The organism is Sediminitomix flava, from assembly GCF_003149185.1.
Taxonomy (GTDB): Bacteria; Bacteroidota; Bacteroidia; order Cytophagales; family Flammeovirgaceae; genus Sediminitomix; species Sediminitomix flava.
On the sequence record NZ_QGDO01000005.1, the window covers coordinates 363,189 to 387,328 of the forward strand.

General features: G+C 34.9%; 13 protein-coding genes. 6 read left to right on the forward strand and 7 right to left on the reverse strand.

All coding sequences use genetic code 11. The features are described from left to right. The first annotated feature begins 72 nt into the window (after window positions 1-72). Entirely contained in the window at window positions 73-4,290 is a 4,218-nt protein-coding gene (locus BC781_RS18955) for a S8 family serine peptidase (protein ID WP_109620778.1), read from the forward strand. A gap of 66 nt (window positions 4,291-4,356) precedes the next feature. On the opposite strand, the gene BC781_RS18960 is transcribed toward BC781_RS18955, so the two are convergent. Continuing rightward, window positions 4,357-4,758, reverse strand: a complete 402-nt coding sequence (locus BC781_RS18960) for a methylglyoxal synthase (protein WP_109620780.1) — start codon at window positions 4,756-4,758, stop codon at window positions 4,357-4,359. A gap of 199 nt (window positions 4,759-4,957) precedes the next feature. Next, a complete protein-coding gene (locus tag BC781_RS18965) occupies window positions 4,958-6,259 on the reverse strand; it encodes an MATE family efflux transporter (RefSeq protein ID WP_109620782.1) in 1,302 nt (433 codons plus the stop codon). A 226-nt stretch (window positions 6,260-6,485) separates the two neighbouring features. Between BC781_RS18965 and dnaE the strand changes: the two genes are divergently transcribed. Further along, the gene (gene dnaE / locus BC781_RS18970) at window positions 6,486-10,742 is read left to right on the forward strand and encodes a DNA polymerase III subunit alpha (RefSeq protein ID WP_109620784.1); all 4,257 of its coding nucleotides are present in this window, start codon (window positions 6,486-6,488) and stop codon (window positions 10,740-10,742) included. Between the two features lie 103 nt (window positions 10,743-10,845). After that, entirely contained in the window at window positions 10,846-11,937 is a 1,092-nt protein-coding gene (locus tag BC781_RS18975; RefSeq protein ID WP_109620786.1) for a DUF4837 family protein, read from the forward strand. A 73-nt stretch (window positions 11,938-12,010) separates the two neighbouring features. On the opposite strand, the gene BC781_RS18980 is transcribed toward BC781_RS18975, so the two are convergent. Continuing rightward, window positions 12,011-12,553: a ferritin gene (locus BC781_RS18980; RefSeq protein ID WP_109620788.1), complete on the reverse strand. Its 543-nt coding sequence runs from the start codon at window positions 12,551-12,553 to the stop codon at window positions 12,011-12,013. 216 nt (window positions 12,554-12,769) lie between these two features. Between BC781_RS18980 and BC781_RS18985 the strand changes: the two genes are divergently transcribed. Beyond that, complete coding sequence (locus BC781_RS18985) at window positions 12,770-14,266, forward strand: YhjD/YihY/BrkB family envelope integrity protein (protein WP_158281525.1); 1,497 nt, start codon at window positions 12,770-12,772, stop codon at window positions 14,264-14,266. Window positions 14,267-14,330: 64 nt separating this feature from the next. Here BC781_RS18985 and BC781_RS18990 read toward each other — a convergent pair whose 3' ends face one another. The 4 genes from BC781_RS18990 to BC781_RS19005 form a co-directional block, all read right to left on the reverse strand. Continuing rightward, a complete protein-coding gene (locus tag BC781_RS18990; protein WP_109620792.1) occupies window positions 14,331-16,385 on the reverse strand; it encodes a SpoIIE family protein phosphatase in 2,055 nt (684 codons plus the stop codon). A 210-nt stretch (window positions 16,386-16,595) separates the two neighbouring features. Next, window positions 16,596-16,859 carry a hypothetical protein gene (locus tag BC781_RS18995; RefSeq protein ID WP_109620794.1) on the reverse strand — a complete coding sequence of 88 codons (264 nt, stop codon included), beginning with the start codon at window positions 16,857-16,859 and terminating at the stop codon, window positions 16,596-16,598. A 131-nt stretch (window positions 16,860-16,990) separates the two neighbouring features. After that, window positions 16,991-17,617, reverse strand: a complete 627-nt coding sequence (locus BC781_RS19000; RefSeq protein WP_109620796.1) for a hypothetical protein — start codon at window positions 17,615-17,617, stop codon at window positions 16,991-16,993. A gap of 78 nt (window positions 17,618-17,695) precedes the next feature. Next, window positions 17,696-18,667: a Smr/MutS family protein gene (locus BC781_RS19005; protein WP_109620798.1), complete on the reverse strand. Its 972-nt coding sequence runs from the start codon at window positions 18,665-18,667 to the stop codon at window positions 17,696-17,698. A 603-nt stretch (window positions 18,668-19,270) separates the two neighbouring features. On the opposite strand from BC781_RS19005, the gene BC781_RS19010 reads away from it, so the two are divergent. Beyond that, window positions 19,271-22,726, forward strand: a complete 3,456-nt coding sequence (locus BC781_RS19010) for a pyruvate carboxylase (RefSeq protein ID WP_109620800.1) — start codon at window positions 19,271-19,273, stop codon at window positions 22,724-22,726. A 265-nt stretch (window positions 22,727-22,991) separates the two neighbouring features. Then, a complete protein-coding gene (locus BC781_RS19015) occupies window positions 22,992-24,029 on the forward strand; it encodes a guanosine monophosphate reductase (RefSeq protein ID WP_109620802.1) in 1,038 nt (345 codons plus the stop codon). Window positions 24,030-24,140 lie beyond the last annotated feature (111 nt).

Consider the following 24,140-nt stretch of genomic DNA (forward strand, 5'->3'; position numbering starts at 1 on the left):
CAATTTCATAGTAAAAAGTAAACTTCATAGAATGTAGTGAAGCGCTATTTTGAGAGAACTAAATAGCCAACTATGAAATCAACATTACTATCATTTATTCTTATTATTAACTCATTTTATTTAATTGCTCAACAATCCAAACTCTCCCCAAATGAATATGAAAGCAATAAAGTCATAGTAAAATACAAGGACTTCCCAAGTGATCATCAAGTAAGTTCTTTGTCATCAAGTAATAAAGGTGATTTTGCAATAAATTCTCAAAAGTCTTTCTTTCGTAATTCTGATAACTTAAGCAATTCTAGAACGCAAGAAAGTTTGCCTGAAGTTTATAAAATCTATGAACTAGAGATAGAAACATCGCTAGCCATTGAAGAGGTGATTCTAAAATTAATGGAAAATGAATCTATTGAGTATGCAGAGCCTGCATATACCTATGAACTCTTAGATACCCCAAATGACCCTTTGTACTCATCCCAACTTATGGCAGATTTATTCTCCATAGAAGGTGTATGGAAATTGACAAAAGGGGATAGTAACCTTGTGATTGGAATAATAGATACAGGGACAGAATTAGGGCATGAAGATTTAGCTAACAACCTTTATTTTAATCAGGCTGAGAAAGAGGGGCTGCCTAATGTAGATGATGATGGAAATGGTTATATAGATGATATTACAGGTTATGATTTTGCTGAAGAAGACAATGACCCAAGTATAGATAGAAGTACACATGGTTTGTCTGTTGCCGGAACAGCAGTTGCCATCTCGGATAATGGAGTAGGAATAAGTGGTGTAGCTCCTCTATGTAAATATATGCCTCTAAAAGTGGAGACTACATCGGGTTCTTTAATCAATATCTCTGAGGCTATGATCTATGCCGCTATGAATGGCTGTAAGGTGATTAACCTTTCGTTGGGTAGAGCTTTTAACCCTGCTCGTTATGAGCAAGAAATTATTAATTATTTGACCGAAACATACGATGTTTTATTTGTGGCTGCCGCAGGAAACAACTCAGCTAGTCATACTGATTATTACCCAGCTTCTTACGATAATGTATTATCTGTTACAGGTCTAAAGCAAAATTATAATAATCTTGATTATAAGTATAGTCATAAAATTGATGTAGCAAACCTTGGTAGTAATGTTCATGTAACAAGAGCGAATAATACCTATGGAACATCTGCCGGTACTTCATATGCATCTCCACTTACTGCAGGTGTTGCTGCTTTGATAGCTTCTTACGATAAGAGTTTGACAATGTCTCAAGTAGGAGAGTTAATTCGTACTACAGCAGATACATCTATCTATCAGAATTCTACAAACTCTTCTTTACAAGGATATTTGGGAAGAGGTTTTGTAAAACCGTTGAATGCTTTAAATAGATTAGATGAGGCTATTTCCGTAAGAATGGAGGATATTTCTGCATTTTCCTCAAGAGGAGATATTATTGAGTTGAATGATGAATTTTTTATAAATGGACAATTTAAAAATTATCTTAATTCAACTTCTAGTCAGTTGAATGTACAAATAGAGAGTAATTCTACAGCGTTTGAAATTTTGGAAGGTAATTTCAATATTGGAGCACTGAATGAATTAGAGAAAACAGAATTGGATCAAACTGTTTTCAAAATTAAATTGATTGAAGATGTATCTGAAGGTAGTCGATTCTCATTTAAGCTTATTTTTTCTGATCCTAATAATAATTATTACGACGAACAGTATTTCTACATCACTCCTAAAGAGTCTAAGATCTTACTCTATCTGAATAATTTTGCAGGATATTTTAAATCGGATGGATCACTTGGATATCCTTCAAGTTTCTATCATAAAAGTTCTGGCTATAGGCGTTTCATGTATCAGTTTTCAGCGGTTATTGCACAAGATGAAAATTCAGTATCAGATGCAATCAGAAATGAAGATGACTTATATGCAGATACAGATTTTTCTTCCAATCATTCTCCTTCATATTATGAAAGAGAGAATCATCGAGCTTCGGTTTATACTGCTTTCAATGATTACCAAAGAGGTTCAGAGACTTCTAATAATGTAGATGTAGAGTTAATAGCTTATGGAAATAAGGATGATGAAAAAGATGATTTTATTTTAATTGATTTGAAATTGACTAATACTTCAGATCAGACAATTGATTCTCTTTACGCAGGGATGTACATAGATTGGCTATTGAGTGGAAGTACAAGTGTTCGGAATACAGATGTTGCTTCATGGGATTCTAGTAAGGATTATGTATACGCTTATAATACAGGTATTTCTAAATATGCAGCTTTTAAGGTATTAAATGAGGATAGATTTTATAAATCATTTGATCAAGAAAGTGGAAATCAAGATATCGATTTATCAGATGGTTTTTCTGATTCAGAAAAGTTCTCATTAATGTCTGATCAAATAGATGATTCAGTCATTGGAGGTGCTAGTGGTGCCAATGTTGGGTCTATGCTTGGAGCAAAACTTTATGGTATTTCTCCTCAAGAGTCGCAAAGAGTTGTATTCATATTGGCTATAACCACAGTAAACAAAACGAAAGTTGAAGCTATTTTGGCTGAAGCAGAAGAGTTTGCTCAAGATTTTCTTAATCTACCATTTGCAGATACTTATTGGGATGGAACTCAGTGGGTCAATGGAACACCATCATCTGATAGAGTCGTAAGAATTGAACAAAACTCTCCCAATACATCTTTTTCAGCTAAGAAATTGATATTGGAATCAGATGTTTCATTGAATATTCCTAAAGGAGAAGAAGTTAGAATATCTGAATCAATAGTGAGTGATAACTCAAAAATAACTGGAGGTGGATCCTTGTATCTAACGAACCCGAATGGTGAAATAGAAGTAATAAACACCCTGAACATAAGTAATGTATTGGAGTTGGAAGCAAATACAACATTAAATACCAATTCAAACTTGAATTTTGAAGATGGAGCAGTCTTGTTACATGAAATTTCATCTCAAATTGAGGGGAATACCACATTTAAAAGAACTGGGCATGGGGAAGGTGTTAATGCTTATAATTATCTTTCTCTACCAGTAACAAGTCGAAATCTTCATGATAGTATTAGTAGTACCGATCGTTATTATTTTGATGAAGAAGGAACCGATGATGGTATAAATGATAACGGTAATGACCCAAGTTACACTCCAAATGATATGAGTGATGATGTTTGGAAGGTATTTAACGAGGGTAACCAATTAGAAATAGGTAAAGGTTTTATAGCGTCAGATATTGGAAATGTAAGTATTACAGGAGAGCCTATCACTGGGACTTACGCCGTCGGTGTTTCGTCTACGCAAACAGGGTTTAACCTACTTGGTAACCCATATATGGCGCCTATAAATGTAGAGTCATTTTTAACACACAGTGCAAACTCAGAGCTTGAAGGTTCAGTTTGGGTTTATACTTCAAATAGTGAAGGTAAAGGTTGCTATGATTGCTTTAATCTTCTAAATACGGGTGAGATACCAACTTTCCAAGGTTTCTTTGTGAAAGCAAATTCTGCTGGGGAGGTTGAGTTTACGAATGAAATGAAGGTAAGGTCAAGAGAATCAAACTCCTTAAAACGTGTCAATCACGGAGGTACTGGTTTTAGTATTTTCGAATTACATGTTGAAAAGCAAGATGGAATCTCCGATAAAGTGATATTGGGTTTTGATTATATTTTCTCAGAGAACTTTGATGAAAACTATGATGCGAGAAAACTTAGAGGAACACAAGATCTAGATGTTTTCATTGAGATTGATGAGGTAGAACATTCAATTGTAGCTTGGCCTCCAGTTGAAGATTTGAAGATTTTTAATCTAAATATTGAATCCGAAAGTGCTGAACAATTCAGCTTTCACTATACTGTGAGGGAAGATCACCTAGTACCAGAAGGGGTTTTTATCAAAGATAATGTAAATAATAGTTATACTCTTCTAGATGATAGCGAAGATACTTTTACAGTTGAAGTACTCGAAAATGATCCTCCGAATCGATTCCAATTATTGTTAGTCGAGAATCTTGATCAAATTTTGGCAGTCCAACAAGGTTTGGAAGAATTATTAGATATAAGAGTTGGGGCTAATCGAATAGTTTTAAGTGGTCAAATATTAACTCAAAACAGAGAACTTCAAGTTTCAGTATTTAACCTTCTAGGGCAAAAAGTAATGGCTAAAAAACTGTCTGATTCAAGTCTATCTTCAAGTGTTGATATAGACCATGATTTAAGAAAAAATCAACCATACATTTTGCAGATAGGTGTAGGGAACCAGTTTATTAATAAGAAAATTATTTTGAAGTAGATTATACTGAATGAAAAAGCCCTTGGTCTGTATATCAAACCAAGGGCTTTTTCTCTTTGTAATAGACTATTCTACTTTAGCTTTAGCCTTAATCACATCGATACCATTCAAAAGAAGTGTAGCAGAGGCTGGGTTAGTAGCCAATGGCACATCATAAAGGTCACACAATCTTAATAACATTTGTACATCAGGCTCGTGTGGATGTTTCCCTAGTGGATCTCTAAAGAATAATACCGCGTCAATATCTCCTTCAGCAACCATTGCAGCAATCTGTGCATCACCTCCCATTGGTCCTGATAGTTTAGCATCAACTTCAAGTCCAGCTTTTGCCAAATGACTACCTGTAGTTCCTGTAGCTACAATCTCTACACCAGTTAATTGGTCGATATGATCTTTAAAAAATCCAACCATCTCAGCTTTCTTACCGTCGTGTGCAATTATTGCAATCTTTTTAAAGCTTTCTCTCATGATTTTATTACTTAAAAGTTTTAGCTTAATCGATGCTAAAAATAGGGATATTATTTTTTAGCAACAATGAGATAATTACTACAAATTCTCAAAAAATGTCATTTTTTCTCCTTTTTACCCTTCAAATCTACTTTTTTAAAGCAAAGAGTTCTTTTCGACTTGAAAAAGTGTTTCAATCGGTTTCTCTTAAGTAAGAGTCTTAATGACTGATTCGCACATTAATTCTTTTCCAGAAAATAGTCTGAAGGAAACCTCTGCCAAATAAAAAGATAAGTAATGAAATCCATAAACCATGATTTGCATATTCTGGCTTTAGAATGAAATAAGGGATGAAGAAAAATATAATGGCAGATAAAACCATAGTAATCAACATTTCTTTTCCTGCTGTAGCACCGATATATACACCATCCCAAACATAGGATGCAAAACTTACAATGGGGATGAGAATAACCCATTTCATAAATGGCATGGATTGATTTATGATTTTCTCATTTGAAGTCAACAATCTTAAAATGTCGATTCCGAAAACATAATAAACTAAGCTGAATATAAGGCTAAGAATTGTTCCATAGATAAGCAGCTTTTTAATCAAGGTTTTAAGCTTGCTGAAGTCTGATTCTCCGATATATTTTCCTGTAAGTGCTTCGCCAGCGTATGCAACACCATCAATCAGATAAGAGAAAAACATAGAGTACTGAAGAAGAAGTGTGTTTGAGGCTAAAATCAAATCACCACTTTCAGCAGAAACAGCTGTAAAGTAATTCAATACTAGAATGAGTAGAAGTGTTCTTAAGAAGATATCTCTATTCATTTTAAAAAATGGAATCATTTCTGATTTATGCAGAATTTTCTTCCAATCTATGGCTTTGAAAAGGTCTTTATCAATACGCATTGAAAAGTAAAGTGCTACTGCAAAACCTATATATTGAGCGACAACAGTTCCGAGTGCTGCTCCATCAGATTTCATTCCTAAGCCGTAAATAAACCAAGCACTAAACCCAAGATTGAGTACATTTCCTAGAATCGTAATAATCATTGGGTATCTAGCATTTTGCATCCCAATTTGCCAACCCAAAAGGGCGTATAATCCTATTGTGGCAGGTGCTGCATAAATACGGATATAGAAATAGTCTTGTGCAAATGAAACGACCTCATCACTACCTTTCAATATTTTAAATGATAGATACTCAATTGGGACTTGTAATAAAATGAGTGCTAAACTTCCTACTGCAGCAATTACTAATCCTCGAAGAAGCGTGAATCGAGCTAATTCAAAGTTTTTCTGTCCGTAAGCTTGCGCCGTAAATCCTGTAGTTCCCATACGTAAGAATCCGAAACTCCAGTATAAAAAGTTAAAGATTATAGTCCCAAGTGCCACCGCTCCCAAGTAAACTTCAGAATCTAGATGACCTAGTAAAGCCATATCTACAAGACCTAATAGCGGTATTGTAATGTTACTGATAATGTTTGGTATAGCTAAGCGAAGAATCTGTTTGTCCATTTTTTATTCAAAATATTTCAATTGCAAAGGTATTCAAATCCTATCGCTATCACCCCATCTATTTTGAGCTAGATACACATTAAGATGAGAATTTTCATATTTTTGTTATTCATTTACACCAGAATGCTGAAATTCTGTTGTATAGTCATACAAAAATGTTAGCGCGATCATTAGCCGTTCGCCTAATTTTGAGGATTTAGTAGTTAACAGCCTAGCTTAGCAATACATGTATCTAATATTTGATACGGAAACCACAGGTTTACCGAAGAATTTTAATGCACCAATAGAAGACCTTGATAACTGGCCCCGTCTTGTCCAGTTGGCTTGGCAATTACATGATGACAAAGGTAATTTGATCAATGCAGAAAACTTGATCGTAAAACCTGAAGGATTCAGTATTCCATTTAATGCAACCAAGATTCATGGTATCACGACAGAAAGAGCGATCAATGAAGGTCATGATCTTTCTGAAGTACTTGAAATTTTTGCAAAGGATGTCGCTAGAGCTGATAAACTGATCGGTCACAATGTTATTTTCGATATCAATGTGACGGGTTCAGAGTTCTATCGTACAGGCGTAGAAAGTCAATTATTAGAAACAGGAACCATTGATACCAAAGATGTATCGGTTGATTTTTGTGCTATCCCTGGTGGGCGTGGCGGTAAATTCAAATGGCCTACGCTTACTGAGCTTCACGTTAAGTTATTTGGTGAAGAATTTGACGCAGCCCATGATGCCGCATATGACGTTCATGCAACTACCAAATGTTTCTTTGGTCTAATAGCTGAAGGTGTCGTTGAGCCTCTTAATGGTATTGCAGTTGAAGATATTGTCTATGAAGCTCCAGAACTAGACGAAGCAAACTTTGTACATCAAGAAGAGTCTGCAAGTAAAGCTGGTGGTTCTATTGATAAAGAAGCAGCTTTAGCTGAATTAAAAGATGAGCCTTTTACACACCTACATTTACATTCCCAATTCTCAATTCTTCAAGCCACTTGTGAAATCAATGCGATTGTAGATAAGGCTAAGGAAATGGGAATGACTTCTGTCGCACTTACCGATATGGGTAATATGTATGCGGCTTTCCATTTTGTAAGAGCAGCTCTTAAAGCAGATATAAAACCTATTGTAGGATGTGAATTCTTCTTATCTGAAGATCGAACAAAGCAAAAGTTTACGAAAGACAATCCAGATAGAAGGCGTACTCAGAACCTTATTGCCAAACATAAGGCAGGGTACCATAACCTTGCAAAGTTAGCTTCTGAAGCTTTCATTTCTGGATATTATGCGGGTTTTCCACGTATTGATAAGAATATTCTTGTTGAGTTTAAAGAAGGCTTAATTGCGACAACAGGCGGATTGGATAGTCCAATTAACCATCTTATTCTAAACGTAGGAGAGGAGCAAGCAGAACAAGAGTTTATTTGGTGGCTAGAAACATTCCAAGATGATTTCTATATCCAATTGATGCGTCATGGTCTTGAAGAAGAAGATTATGTAAATGGTGTTTTAATTGGTTTTGCAAAGAAATATGGCGTGAAATATTTTGCTGCAAATAATGTCTATTATATGGACAAAGAAGGAGCAAATGCCCATGATATCCTTCTTTGTGTAAAAGACGGTGAAAAGCAAGATACGCCAATTGGTAGAGGTAGAGGATTCCGTTTTGGTTTCCCAAATCAAGAGTTCTATTTCAAGTCTCCAGATGAGATGAAAGAACTCTTCTATGATTTGCCAGAAGCAATTCGTACAACCAAAGAAATTGATGATAAAATTGAAGGTTATGAGTTAGCACGTGATGTGCTACTTCCTGCCTTCGATATTCCCGATGAGTTTAAAGATCCATTGGACGATGAAGATGGAGGAAAACGAGGGGAGAATAACTACTTACGTTATTTGACTTATATCGGAGCAAAAGATCGATATGGTGAAATGACAAAAGAACTCAGAGAACGTTTAGACTTTGAGTTGATGATTATTGAGAATACAGGATATCCGGGTTACTTCCTTATTGTACAAGATTTTACGTCTAGTGCAAGAGATATGGGCGTTTCGGTTGGTCCTGGTCGTGGATCTGCTGCAGGTTCTGCTGTTGCTTATTGTATTGGTATTACCAATGTCGACCCGATCAAATATGATTTGCTATTTGAGCGTTTCTTGAATCCCGATCGTGTATCCATGCCCGATATTGATATTGACTTTGATGATGAAGGGCGTGGAGATATTATTAACTGGGTAGTTGATAAATATGGCTCAAGGCAGGTTTCTCATATCATTACTTATGGTACTATGGCTGCCAAGTCATCTATTCGTGACACAGCTAGGGTACTAGATTTACCTTTATCGGATTCGGATAGGGTAGCAAAGCTTGTTCCCGATATGAAATTGGGGAAACTCTTCAAAATGGATGATAACCAACTCCGAGAGAAACTAAACTCTGAACAAATGGAGATGGCTCGTCAATTGAAAGAGATTTCTGAACAAGACAACCTTGAAGGAAATGTACTGAATACAGCTCGTGTACTTGAAGGTTCGGTTCGTAATACGGGGATTCACGCATGTGGGGTCATCATTACTCCCGATGATATCACCAACTTTATTCCTGTATCTACGGCAAAAGATGCTGACCTTCTAGTGACTCAGTTTGATAACTCGGTGGTAGAAGATGCGGGTATGTTGAAGATGGATTTCTTAGGTTTGAAAACCTTGACCATCATCAAAGATGCCATCAAAATGATTAAGGAAAATCATGGTGTTTTAATTGATACCGATGATATTCCTCTGAATGACCACCCAACGTATAGGTTGTATCAAGGAGGTGAAACAAATGGTACATTCCAGTTTGAGTCTCCGGGTATGCAGAAGCACTTGCGCTCACTTGTTCCCGATAAGTTTGCTGATTTGATTGCGATGAACGCCTTGTATCGTCCGGGGCCTCTTGAATATATTCCAAACTTTATTGCACGTAAGCATGGTGAAGAAGAAATCACCTATGACGTGGATAAAATGGAAGAATATCTTGCGGAAACATACGGTATTACTGTCTATCAAGAGCAAGTAATGCTTCTGTCTCAGTCTTTGGCAGGTTTTACCAAAGGTGAAGCCGATATGCTACGTAAGGCTATGGGTAAGAAAATCTTTGCCTTACTAGAAAAGCTGAAGCCTAAGTTTATTGAAGGGGGAACAGAAAGAGGTCATAATCCTGAACGTCTGGAGAAAGTTTGGAAAGACTGGGAAGCATTTGCAGCTTATGCCTTTAACAAGTCTCACTCAACTTGTTATTCTGTGGTAGCTTTCCATACTGGATACTTGAAGGCGAATTATCCTTCAGAATATATGGCATCCGTTCTTACGCACAATATGAACGACATCAAGAAGGTAACCTTCTTTATGGAAGAATGTGCGAGGATGAAGATCGATGTACTTGGTCCAGATGTCAATGAATCTCGAATGGACTTTACTGTAAATGCAGAAGGTGCAATTCGATTTGGTATGGGAGCAATTAAAGGGGTTGGAGAAGGTCCTATTAATGCCATTATTGAAGAAAGAGAAAATAATGGTAGCTATAAAAATATCCATGATTTTGTAGAGCGTGTTAACCTAAAAGCAGTTAACAAAAAAGCTATGGAAGGTTTAGCTTATGGAGGTGGTTTTGATGGATTCAAAGGACTACATCGTGCACAATTTTTCCATACTCCAGAAGGTGATCGCTTAAATGGTATCGAAAAGCTATTGAGATATGGTAACCAATTCCAAGCAGAAAAGTCTTCGGCTCAGATTTCTCTTTTTGGAGCGGGTAGTGGGGTTGAAATGCCAAAACCTAAGCTTCCAGAGTGTGATAAGTGGAGTCAGTTGGTGGAATTGAGACATGAAAAAGAAGTAGTAGGTTTCTTTATCTCAGGTCATCCACTAGATATGTATAAAACTGAGATTGATAATCTTTGTGTACCACTTTCTCGTATTGATCAACACCAAAACCAAGAGATTAAGGTTGGAGGAATGCTTTCTGATGTAAGAATTTTGGAAAGTAAGAATGGTAACAAGTTTGGCTTGTTCTCACTGGAAGACTATGATGGCGTAACTGGGATGGCAATGTTTGGAGAAGCATTTAACCTCAATAAGCATATGCTGAACCCAGGTGAATTTGTATGCATTACTGGTCGAGTAAAAGAGAGTTTTAGGAATAAAGGACAATGGGAGCTTCAGCCTAAGTCAATTATGCATCTGTCTGAAATGAAAGACAAATTCATCAATTCAGTTGATCTTAGAATCAATATTGAAGATTTGAATGAAGTATTGATGAAGGAATTACTCACGCTTTTTGAAAATAACCAAGGGAAGTGTGATGTCAACTTTGAAATCATTGACCAGAAAGAGAAAATCATTCTAAATTTCTTGAATAGAAAGTTTAAAATAGATCCTTCAAATGAATTAATTTCAGGAATTGAAAATCTTGAAGGAGTAACATATAACGTACATTAAAATGTAGCTTCTACCTTTAAATTTTGGATTATAGGTAGAAGCTTTTATATTGATTAAAACTTAAATCATTAGGCTAAAAAACACTAACATCAACGATATTCTTATGAAGAAATTAATGAAGTTATTCTTTGCGTTTTCGATAATTGCAGTCACCTTTTTAAGCTCTTGTAATTCTAAAAAAGAGGGAAAAGAAAAAGTAGCGGATACTACAAATTATGCATTACCATCAGCTAATGGAGCTATTGGAGAGATTTACCTTCTTATGGACTCTGCTAAGTGGGAAGGAGAATTGGGTGCTGAAGTGAGAAAAATATTTAATGAAACAATGCCTGGTCTCTTACAAAATGAGACACGTTTCAATGTTAGTTATATCAGACCTAAAAGTTTTAATAGAGTCCTAAAACGTACAAAAAATCTAGTTTTCATTACTTCTCTCGAGTCTAATTCTTCTGATACAGAAAAATTGAAAGAGTTTTATGGAAAAGCTATGCAGGATAAGTTTGTAGAAACTGGTGAAGCATACATGTCTGCGGGAACTGATATTTATGCAAGAGGTCAGAAAGTATTAAATATTGTAAGTGGTTCTGACCGTGAGTTGATGAAACTCCTGAAGAAAAACAAACAGTCAATTCATAAGTTCTTTGCTGATGCAGATATCGCCCGTATTAATGAAAAGATGATATTTAACACGCATCTTAAAAATGAATTAAAGAAAGAACATGGTTTCTCTCTAAATATTCCTGATGGATATAAAATAGCAAAAGATACGGCTCAGTTTGTTTGGTTGAGACAACCAGATGTAAAGTGGGATAAATACCTTATTGTAGCGTATAAAGATTATGAGTCGGAGAAAGAGTTTGATTATGATTCAGTAATTCATTTTAGAGATTCTCTTTGTAAAAAATTCATTTACGGAAACCCTGCTAAAAAAGATTCTTATGTAATCACTTTAAAAGACAGATTCCGTCCTGATACTGAAGTTACTGAGCTGGATGGGAAGTTTGCTAGAGAATTAAGAGGGCATTGGCAAACGTATAGTCAAACAATGGGTGGACCTTTCGTGAGTTATACGGTTACAGATGATGAGAATAAGCGTCTATATTATGTTGAAGGCTTTGTTTACGCACCTAGTAAAGATAAAATGCCATTTATTAGAGAATTAGAGGCTGTTCTGACAACTTTTGAGACAAACTAATATAAAGCTAAGTAAAAATGAAAAGGCACATTAATTCAGATTAATGTGCCTTTTGTCTTTTAAGAATTAGGAATTATACCTCAGCAGAACTTCCTCCACCTTCAACCATTTTGCCTAATTCTTGATCAATTAACCATTTACCTTGTGGATGATCCTCTCCAATTAACTCAAATACTTCAATAATTCTTCTCGCCGTTTCTTCTTCTTCTCGTTGTTCGGCTACAAACCATTCTAAGAATTGGAATGTTCCCCAGTCTTTTTCTTGAAAACAAAGATCTACTAAATGATTGATTGATTTAGTTACCTTAATTTCATGTTCTAATAACTGGTCGAAAATTTCTCTAAGTGAGCTAAAGGATGTCTGGATATCTTTAATTTCAGCGGCTAAAGCATGACCACCAACAGCATTTATATACTTAAATATTTTAAGCATATGCATGCGTTCTTCTTCAGCATGTTCATATAAGAATTTGGCAGCGTTTTGATACCCTTGAATTTCACACCATGAAGCGCATGATAAATAGAATTGAGATGAAAGATCTTCAAGTTCAACTTGTTTATTCAAGCTTTCTTCAACTAAATTAGAAAGGGAAGATTTTAATCGAGTGTTGTTCATAATAGAAAATTAATAGTGCTGTCTTACTCTGACAACCTTTTTAGAATCAAAAAGTTACAAAAGATATATAATATATATTCTTTCTGGAAAACGGCTTTTAAGAATTGATAACTACAAAAGCCATTTAGAATTATACAATTTATCTTTGTATTTTCGTAAATTTAAAATTATATATTTTTTTATTTAGGGTAGAGATTGATGATGAGCTTGATGTCTATGAGTATTCTTAATGACATAAAACGTATTGGAATTCAGATACAACGATGGAATCGTAATATCAAGAAGAGAGTTGAAGACCCTGAAGTCTCATTCTTGGAAAAGACACTGATCAGGTTATGGATATGGCTTGTTGATACTTTTACCTTGTTAAAAGAAACGATAATAGAATATATAGAGGATGATGCAATCAGTAAAGCTGCTGCATTTACTTACTATATGATTTTATCACTTCCATCTGTACTCTACATCATAATCACTGCAGCAGGTCCTTTTTTAGGAGAAGAAACGGTAAAGCAAGCAATTGTCGAACAGATATCAGAGTTTACTTCAGAAGATGTAAGTGCTCAATTTGACCTCATTTTACATAATTTGTCTTCAGTAGGAGGGCAGACGAATATAGCCTTAATAAATACCCTAGTCTTATTTTTTGTAGCTACTCTTGCCGTTTATACATTACAAAACTCCTTAAATACTTTTTGGAAAGTTCATAAGCATAAAAAAGTAACTATACTTCAAGCAATCTTTGATCGTTTCCTAGCTTTGATGCTTATCCTAGCATTAGCGTTCTCAATAGGTATTTCCCTTGTATTTGAAACTACTTTATTTGCGATCAATGAATTCTTTGAAACGCTTGTTCCAGATTATACCACAGAGTTAATGCATTCCTTAAAGACAAGTTATTCACTTGTTTTTACATCTATGATTATTGCATTAATCTTTAAGTATTTACCAGATGCTGCAATCAAATTTAGAGATGCTTTATTTGGTGGTTTTGTTACGGCTTCTCTAATGTGGATGGGACAATTAGGAATTGGTTGGTATTTGGCTAAAGTAGATTTTACATCATCCTATGGTGCTGCAGGTTCATTAGTTATCGTAATGTTATGGACATTTTATACTTCTCAAGTGCTTTTCTTTGGTGCAATTTTCACTTACGTATATACAAGGAAACATGGCAAAGGAATTCGCTCGTCAAGTATTTTGAGGAGATTAAGAGGAACTGCAAATGCGAAAGTACCTAAAGTGATGACGCTTCACGATCGTATTCAGGTAGAAAAAGCTACAGCCGATGATCTTCCGAGTATTATCAATGCACAAGTTGAAATGGCATTGGAGACTGAAGATTTAATTTTACACCGACCAACAGTTGAATTGGGAGTTAATAATTTGTTTGATCATCCCGAAGCAGGCTATTACGTTGTAGCAAGATTAGATGATAAAGTTATTGGAAACTTACTAGTCTTGAAAGAGTGGAGTGATTGGAGAAATGGTACTGTACTTTGGATACATTCTCTATTTATCAAAAATGAATACAGACATAAGGGGGTATTCAAAATGATGTATGATAGGTTAAAGAGTGAGGTTAAAAAGGATGATAAATTAAAAGGAATCAGGCTTTACGTAGATAAACAAAATGTAAAAGCTCAAGCCGTTTATGAACAGATAGGAATGAGTAAAGAGCATTACGAAATGTATGAATGGCTTAAGGACTAGATTGTTGAAGTTTAACTATAAATTAAACCCCATTTCTTATTACTTAAGAAATGGGGGTTTTAGATTATAATTTTACGGCTAAAATTGTAATATCATCTCTAAGGGCTGTGTCCGATATATGTCTATTGAGGGTGCTTGTTAGTATTTCTTTTTGAGTGGCTAATTTCTTTGATTTTATGACTTCGAGAAGGTCTTCGAAGTTTGTACTACCTATTTTCTTTCTTTGACTATTTGACGCATCAACATATCCATCTGTTGTAAGGTATAAAATGTCTCCCTTAGAAAGTGAAAGTTCTTGGCTTGTAAAAACTGATTCTGATTTTGATGAGCTTCTAATCCCAATAGAAAGATTATCTCCTTTTAATTTTAATAGTTTTCCTCCTTGAGTATAGTATAAAGGTCGTTTAGCTCCTACAAATTGCACTTTGTAGCATTCTTCTTTTTCTTCCTTTATGCAGCAAAGAACGACATCCATTCCTATTTCATTTAGGTTTTCAGAGTGATCTAGTGTCTCAGAAAGTCTATTCTGCATTTGATTTAGAATATTGGCAGTATCTGAATTTCCAAATTCATGTATAACAGCCTCCAATAAAGTATATGCTTTCATAGACATAAATGCTCCGGGAACTCCATGACCTGTACAGTCTATAACCGCTATTGTTGTTGTCTTTCCTATTTTTTTATACCAATAAATGTCTCCTGAAACTATATCTTTCGGGATATAAATATTAGATACCTCTTGAAAACTATTTAAGAGCTCTTTTCTTGAAGGTAGTAATCCTTCCTGCATGCTCTTTGCCGCTTTTATACTATCAGTAATCTGAATGTTTTTTTCTTGGAGAAGGCTGTTGCTTTCTTCTAAAACCACTTTTTGTGATTGAATCTCTTCATTAAATTCTGTGAGTGTATCAGCTTGATCTTGTAAGTCTTTTTGTTGTTTTCTGAGGATGATATTCATTTTTTTTCTTTGGCTATTATTGTAAAGTAGGCCAATTGCCATAAGAAGAAATAAGATGAATGCCGCAATAAAAACATTTCGAATTCTTAATTGAGCTTCAATTTCTTGCTCTTGTAAAAGTAGTTGCTGCTTTTGGAGTTCATTCTCTTTCTGAGCTTTAACTTTTTCATATTTCGCTTCCATTTCAGCTATTTGCTTTGTTCTTTCAGCAGAAAAGGATTCATCACTTAATTTTATAAATGTCCTTAAAGTATGATAGGCTTGATTGTATTTATTCTCTCTTTCGTAAAGTGTAGCCAGAAAGTCATGAAACTTTAGTTCTTGTTCCTTAAAACCAAATTCTTGAGCTATTTCAATTGCTTTTTTATAATGATCCTCAGCTAGTTTTAGTCGATTTGTTTTTTCATAAAGTAGTGCTTTTACATTATGAAAGAAGGCGTTGTAGTAACTACTGTTTAGTTGTTTTAGAAGCGGTTCTGATTCTTGTAAGTGACTTTCAGCTAGATCTAATTTATTGTTTTTGATTAATGACTCACTTTTGTTTAGAAGAAGTAATGTCAACTCATTTGTATTCTTATTTTCTCTGGCAATTCTGATCCCAGAGTTGAGGTATAGCAAGGCGGAGTCAAACTTATAAAGATCAGTGTAAATGATCCCGATATTGTTTAACAGCATTGGTGATAATTCATTTTCATTACTTCTGTTAGCTGATTCCTTATAGTATTTGATGGCTTTTATCGTGTCCTTATTACTTACATAGCAGTTTCCCAAGTTAGTAAGAGTCGAAAGTATCAGATTCTGATCTTTTAATTCTTCAGCGATCTCTAGACAGTTCAGATTATATGCTGTAGCTTTTTCTAATTCACCCATTCCGTAATAGCATGTAGCTATTGCCCTGTAGGATATAGCGATTCCTCGCTCAAAGTTTAGCTTTTTTGCTAACTCAATAGCTTCAAGACCATAAGAGATTCCTTTTTCTGGAGCAAACTGCCAAAGACTAAAACTCAAGTAAGAAAGGTCTTTTACTCTTATCGTATCTTCAGTGTTTTCTAGTTTGAGTTTTTCTTCTAGTTCTAGGATGTAGTCTGTTTGAGAAAAACTGAAATTTGAAATTAGAAGAAGGGAAGTGATCAAGATCCATTTAAAAGTCTTTACAGTCATAGTTCTAATATTTTAAAAAGTTAGTTTTGGCAGTTGTGTATTTATAATAAATGGATTTTTTGTGGATAAACCTTACTTAAACGGGTATAGCTGGGTTTTTGGGTAATAAGGTTTATTGATGTGATAAAATAGTATTACCTGTTATTGAGCATAAAAAAACTCCAAACTTTTAGTTTGGAGTCGTAATCATAATTCGAAAAATCTTCTCAATTAGTTGCTACTAACTTCCCAGAATCCTTCAAATTGTTCTGTAAGTCCTTCTATGTTTTTTACTTCATGAGCATTAAGAAGGGAGATTAATTCTTTTTCATAGACTTCAAAAGATTTACCCGTGTTTTTGTGGTCTTCCACAGCGGCATCAGCTAAGTCTTTTAGTCTTTTATTGGAACCTGCATGTCCCATTGGTGCTGTTAGTACTAAAGGATTAGTACTAAAGTCTTCATTTAATTGAGAAATAGCATTTTCAAATTTCATAGCATATAACAGTTTAGAGAAATGAATAATAGTTGAAATTTGCTAGATGTTTCTAGATTGATAGAAAGCTAATAAAAATTATTAAGTGTAGAAAATACTTTAAATAATTTTTATTAAAAAATGATTATAATCTATGAAAGAAATGCTTTTCGTTTCTTTTTCCTCCCGAATATTCCAAGAATGACTAGTAATGCGCCAATTAATCCGACACTTCCACATATTTGCATTACGAGTCCTTTTCCATTTTCATGAATATATGATTGATATTCTTCTAAAGAACCTGAGAAGCTGTACATTACATCTACAGTCTGATCTTCGTTTACAGTACCAATCAAAAGAATTGGAGCATTAGCCTTTAGACCTTTTAATCTAATAGCTGTATTTTCTTCAGTTTTTTCTTCTAAAGGAATATGTGTAACCTTACTTCCTCGGAAAGGAATTTCTTTGAAGTTTACTTTTACCGAGTCAGAATTAAAGTTTACAGTCAAAAATTCTGGTACATAAAATTCGATAGGAGAGAAACCGTTGTATTTCCCGAAACTTTTAAATACCTCTTTACTCCCGATACACAGATTCTTAACCAGTTTTGGATTTGTATTTGAAACTTTTCCATTGATGAAAACCGTATCTCCCTCAGAAAAAGGAGTTGTCGTAACTGCTTTTTCATAAATCTCAAATTCTTTATTCAGTTTAGGAACACTGTAGAAGTAAAGGACGATGCTTAGTACGATAAAAAATATTCCGCCTGCTAGTCTCATGATTTGGTTGGTTTAGTAAAATTAAAAAGTTCTCTAAATTTTATGGAAGGTAAATTTAGAGAACTTTCAAGGAGTTTTTTATTTAATTTTTACAGCCGTTGCTCCGAAACCAAATTTTTCTTTTTTAGCTTCTTTGTAGAAGAGAACATCTGGATGTTTAGCCAATCTTCTGTGAAGTTCTAGCTTGAGTGATCCATTTCCGATCCCGTGAATGAACGTAATTTCATCCATTCCATTTACTATTGCTGCATCTAACTGTTTTTCAAACTCTAAAATCTGAAGACTCAATAAGTTGTCTTTACCTACAGCGCTAGCATCCAAACCAAGGGCTTCAGCATGTAAATCAATTTCTTCTTTAGGCTTAGGTGGCATAGCCAAAGAATGACCACCTTCAGCATTCGTATATAAAGATTCTTTGATTACATCTGTTTTAATTTCAAGTGGCTTAACTTCATCTGTATCTATTTGGAATACATAACCTTGTTTATCCATCAATGGAATATCTTTTTTCTGCTTAAAAAAAGAATTCGCCCTAAACTTTAATTTCTTAACCAATGGCTCTCTTAAAGCTGTAAATCCACTTTTGAATAGTAAAGCTTGAACAATAAAGTAAGGCCAAGATTCAAAATTATCTAGATTAACTTCGTGTATTTTCTTTGAGGATTTAGGTGATAATCCACCAGTGAAAACACCTTCATATATTTTGGATGATTCCGTCCCGAAAGTGAAAGGAATTGCAAGATCAGTATTATTTATAAGGTAAACCGAAAGGAGTTTGTCATTTTCATGGCTAAACGCTATGAAAATACCTTTTTCAGAAACTAAAACCTTTGGTGTCGGAATTGATTTATCACTATCATGATCAGCATCTTGTTTTGCACTACCAAAAGCAGCCTCTTCATATTTTGACACAACAACTAATTCCCCAATTAAATATGGTATTCTGAAGCCATCTTCTATTTCTACTTCAACTTCTTTATCCGAAATAAATTTTACTACAATACCTTCTTCTGGGGCATGCATATGCCTAACTCTATCGCCAATATTCATTTTTCTACATTTTAAATTAATTGTACAAAGATAATAGGCTTTAGTTGATTTCGAATTATAAGTCTGCTTTAAAGGAAGAATTCGGCTTGATTAACGTTTCATGTTTTTTTAAAGAAGCAGTTTACAATGATTCATAGAGTATACTATTCGTTAGTACAAAGTATTTGTTTTTGCGCAACTTATTGATGTATGATCACCCTCGTAATCTTCATATTTTTTATCAATTAATTTAAAATATCTTCAGTATTAAGAAATACAAAATGGAATACTTTATGGCTTTCAAATAAAGTTTGATCAGAGTAGTTCATTATTCAAAATGAATCATTTAGGTGTTAATGTTGAATAATTTTTAGAATAGAATGCTTTGTGTTAAAAATATCACAATAACAATAGCTTTTTACTGTGATTTAGTTTGATTTTTTGCCTATTTCATGAAAAAATGATATTATTGTAATAGTTAATATTAACTAATACTTATTTCGTTCGCATAACTCACGACGCCAATTGGCCCAATAACTAAGAACATAATAGGCGCTTCGTAACAAATGAATGTTAAACTTTCAATGAAGTAGTTCTCTGCTTTTTTGAGAAAGATGAAAACCAATGTCTACACAGCTGAAAAAACTAAACAAATTAATGGTGGCGAATCGTGGAGAAATCGCCATAAGGATTCTACGAGCAGCATCTGAATTAAAAATTAATACGGTTGCGATCTACACACATGAGGATCGTTATTCTCTTCACCGTTTTAAGGCAGATGAAGCTTATCAGATAGGGGATGAGTCAGAGCCACTAAAACCGTACTTGAATGTTGATGAAATTATTGCATTAGCAAAAAAAGAGGGGGTAGATGCTATCCATCCAGGATATGGATTCCTGTCAGAAAATGTTCACTTTGCTCGTAGATGTAGAGAAGAAGGGATCATTTTTGTTGGTCCAAAGCCTGAAGTAATGGAGCAGCTAGGAGATAAAGTTGCTGCAAAGTTAGTCGCAATTAAAGCTGAAGTTCCAGTTATTCAAGATAGTGATGCAGATCTAAAAGATATTGAAACGGCTCTAGTTGAAGCTGAGAAAATTGGTTATCCAGTAATCATTAAGGCTGCAGCAGGTGGTGGCGGACGTGGGATGCGTGTCATCCGAACTAAAGAGGATTTATTAAAAGGATTTCCAGATGCTAAGAGTGAAGCTTCTAAAGCATTTGGCGATGATACCATTTTTATGGAGAAATTCATCGATAATCCTAAACATATAGAAGTACAGATTCTTGCAGATAACCATGGTAATATGGTTCATTTGTTTGAAAGAGATTGTTCTGTACAACGTCGTTTTCAGAAAGTAGTAGAGATTGCACCAAGTGCCGCTCTTGCTGAGACAACAAGAAATAAACTGTATGAGTATGCTAAAAAAATCTGTAAGCAGGTAAGTTATAACAATGCGGGTACAGTTGAATTTTTGGTTGATGCAGATCAGAATGTTTACTTTATCGAGGTAAATCCAAGGGTTCAAGTAGAGCATACTATTACAGAGGAAGTTACAGGGATTGATATTGTTCGTTCTCAAATTCTAATTGCGAAAGGATATGAGCTAAATAGCGAAATGGTAAATATTCCTGAGCAAGATCAAATTCTTTGTGAAGGTTTTGCTATTCAGTGTCGTGTAACTACTGAAGACCCAGAAAATGACTTTAAACCTCATTATGGAACTTTGATTGAGTATCGTAATGCAGGAGGTTATGGAATCCGTTTGGATGAAGGAAGTGCCTATCCAGGTATGAAGATTTCTCCATTCTTTGATTCTATGATTGTAAAAGTAACGGCTAGAGGTTCTTCATTGGGGCGTGCAAGTGCTCGTTTATTACGTACACTTAAAGAGTTTAGAGTTAGAGGTGTTAAGACAAATATCGGATTCCTTCAGAATGTAATTACAAACGAAGAATTCATTCAAGGAAAAGCTACCGTAAAATTCTTGGAAGATCACTTAGATCTATTCAAAATGCCAAGAATTTTTGATTCAGCTACAAAGACGCTAAAGTATCTAGGTGATGTAGTTGTAAATGGTAATTCTGATGTGAAGTTTGTAGACCCTAACAAACAATTCAGAAAGCCAATCATTCCTTCATACGATAAATTCTCACCATATCCATATGGAAATAAAGATCGTTTGAATGATTTAGGTAGAGATGGATTTGTAGAATGGCTGAAAAATGAAAAAGCAGCTCAGTTCACAGATACTACTTTCCGTGACGGTCATCAATCATTATTAGCGACACGTGTAAGAACAAAAGATTTATCAGCAGTAGCTGAAAGTTATGCTAAAAATCACCCAGAAGTATTCTCAATGGAAGTTTGGGGTGGAGCTACTTTCGATGTTTGTATGCGTTTCTTGAAAGAGGATCCTTGGAGACGTCTTCAAATCCTAAGAGAAAAGATGCCAAACATGCTACTCCAAATGCTTTTCAGAGGTTCAAATGGTGTAGGTTATAAGGCTTATCCAGATAATCTGATAGAGATGTTTATTGAGAAATCGGCTGAAAATGGAATTGATATTTTCAGAATATTTGATTCTCTGAACTGGGTAGAGGCAATGAAGACAAGTATTCGTGCGGTTAGAGAAAGAACGAATTCTTTAGCTGAAGCGACTATTTGTTACACAGGTGATATCATGAATCCTGATAACACGAAGTACACTCTTCAATATTATATAGATTTAGCGAAGCAATTGGAAGATGAAGGTGCGCATATCTTGGCAGTTAAAGATATGGCCGGTCTTCTTAAACCATATGCAGCCGTAGAATTGATCACTTCATTGAAAGATGCTGTAGACCTTCCTATTCATCTTCATACACACGACACTTCTTCGGTACAATCGGCTACATATTTGAAAGCAATTGAGGCAGGGGTTGATGTTGTAGATGTAGCACTAGGAGCTATGTCTGGCTTAACTTCTCAACCAAACTTTAACTCAGTGGCTGCTTCATTAGTCGGAACTGAAAGAGAGCAAAAGTTTGATCTAAAGAAGTTAAATGATTTCTCTAACTATTGGGAAGATTTACGTGAATATTATTATCCATTTGAATCAGGGTTGAAGGCAGGTACTGCTGAAGTTTATAATCATGAAATTCCTGGAGGTCAATACTCTAACTTAAGACCTCAAGCAAGAGCACTTGGTTTAGATGATAAGTTTGAGCTAGTAAAAGAAAACTATGCTGCAGCTAATGAATTATTCGGTGACATCGTGAAAGTAACACCAAGTTCTAAAGTAGTTGGAGATATGGCGCTGTTTATGACTTCTAATGATCTAAATGCTGAAGATGTCGTAAAAAGAGGTTCAAAATTATCATTCCCTGAATCTGTTAAAAGTTTGTTCAGAGGTGAGCTTGGGCAAGTACATGGTGGATTTCCGAAAGAATTGCAAAAAGCTATTCTAGGAGATGAAAAGCCATTTACAGGTCGTCCGAATGAACACCTTGAACCTGTAGATTTTGAACAAGAGTTTGAAGAGTTCAAACAGAAGTATGATAAGTATTGTACGTTCTTAGATTTCCTTTCATACAAGTTGTATCCGAAAGTTTACGATAACTTTAAGAAACACCTTGAAGTATATGGAAATGTATCTCGTATTCCAACGAAAGCGTTCTTCTATGGGATGAAGATCGGTGAAGAAATTTCTATCTCTTTGAGAAAAGGTAAAGAAATTTTGGTAACACTTCTTTATGTTTCTGAACCTACAGAAGATGGATTTAGAGAAGTTACTTTTTCTCTGAATGGTAAGACGAGAACATTGATGGTTAAAGATCATTCTTTAGTAATTGAATCGTCTTCAAACCAGAAAGCAAATTCGGATATTTTGGAGGAAGTAGGTTCGCCTCTCCAAGGTAGAATTGCAGCTGTTTTAGTGAAAAAAGGACAAGAGGTTAAAGAGAATGACGCCTTATTTGTCATCGAGGCAATGAAAATGGAAAGTACAATCTCTGCACCTAAAGATGGTACAGTTGGGAGTATCTATTTAGATAAAGGAGCTCTTGTAGAACAAGATGACCTTGTTATTCGCCTTGATTAGTATAAGTAGAATTATCCACTATTAATATAAAGGCCATCCTTTCGGGGATGGTTTTTTTATGGAATTTGAAATTGTGTGTTAATAATTGTAATCAAATACATCTGTGTTACAATTTCTATTAACTTGCAAAGTTGGGGCTAAATCAAAGCAAGCAGCTTACTTAGAGTTGACAAATTTGCACTAGCCTTAAATTGACATTTGAGCACTTTCATAATTGATAATGTGTTCAGTGTATAGTCCTGATAAAAAATAAAAACCATTTAGTATGCAAATCAGAAAAGCATATAGCTTCGACGACGTTTTAATTGTTCCAAAATACAATACGATCAGTTCACGTAGGGATGTAAATTTCCGAACTAAAGTGACTAAACGTTTCAGTATTGATATTCCAGTTCTTATTGCGAATATGGACACCGTTTGTGAAGCCGAAATGTGTATCGCGGTTGGAAGATTAGGAGGACTTGGTGTGTTACACCGTTTCCTAACAATTGAGGAGCAAGCTGCTGAGGTGAAAAAAGTAAAAGCAGAAGGTCTAATTTGTGCAGCTGCTTTAGGTATCAAAGATTATGAAGAAAGACTACAATCTCTTTCAGATGCAGGTGTAGATATTATCGTGTTAGATATTGCTCACGGACACTCTGAGATGACGAAAGTTTGTCTAGAATATATTAAAGCTAATTATGAGCAGATTGATGTTTTGGTTGGAAACATCGCAACTCGTGATGCTGCTGTTGATTTCTTGAACTGGGGTGCTGATGGTCTAAAAGTAGGTATTGGCCCAGGTTCTATGTGTACAACTCGTATCATGACAGGATGTGGAGTACCTCAATTATCTGCAATTAATGATGTTTATGAAGCTGTAGGTGATCGTATTCCAATCTGTGGTGACGGTGGTATCAAACAACCTGGTGATATTGTAAAAGCAATTGGTGCTGGTGCAGATAATGTTATGGTTGGTTCAATAGTAAGTGGTACTGACGAAGCTCCAGGTGAAGTAATCACAGTAAAAGGAGAGAAGTATAAAACTTATCGAGGAATGGCTTCTTTTGATGCTGCAATTAGCAAATTGAAAAAGGATAATAAAAAGACTCGTGAAGTAATTTCTGTAGAAGGAGAGAAAACTCTAGTTCCTTACAAAGGAGCTGTTGAGCCAATTATTAAAAAGTACTTAGGAGGTTTAGCTTCAGGTATGACTTATAACGGAGCACGTGAGATTTCTGAATTGAAAGGTAATGTTGAATTCGTTGAAATGAGTTCTTCTGGATATCAAGAAAGTAAAGCCCACGGAGTTAGAACTGTATAAGTTCATTCCATTTTATATATATAGGTATCTCAATTTAGGTCGCCCAAACTCTGAGTTGGCTTTGGGTAACCTTGGTTGAGAAAACCAATCGTTCTATAATTTTCTTAAATA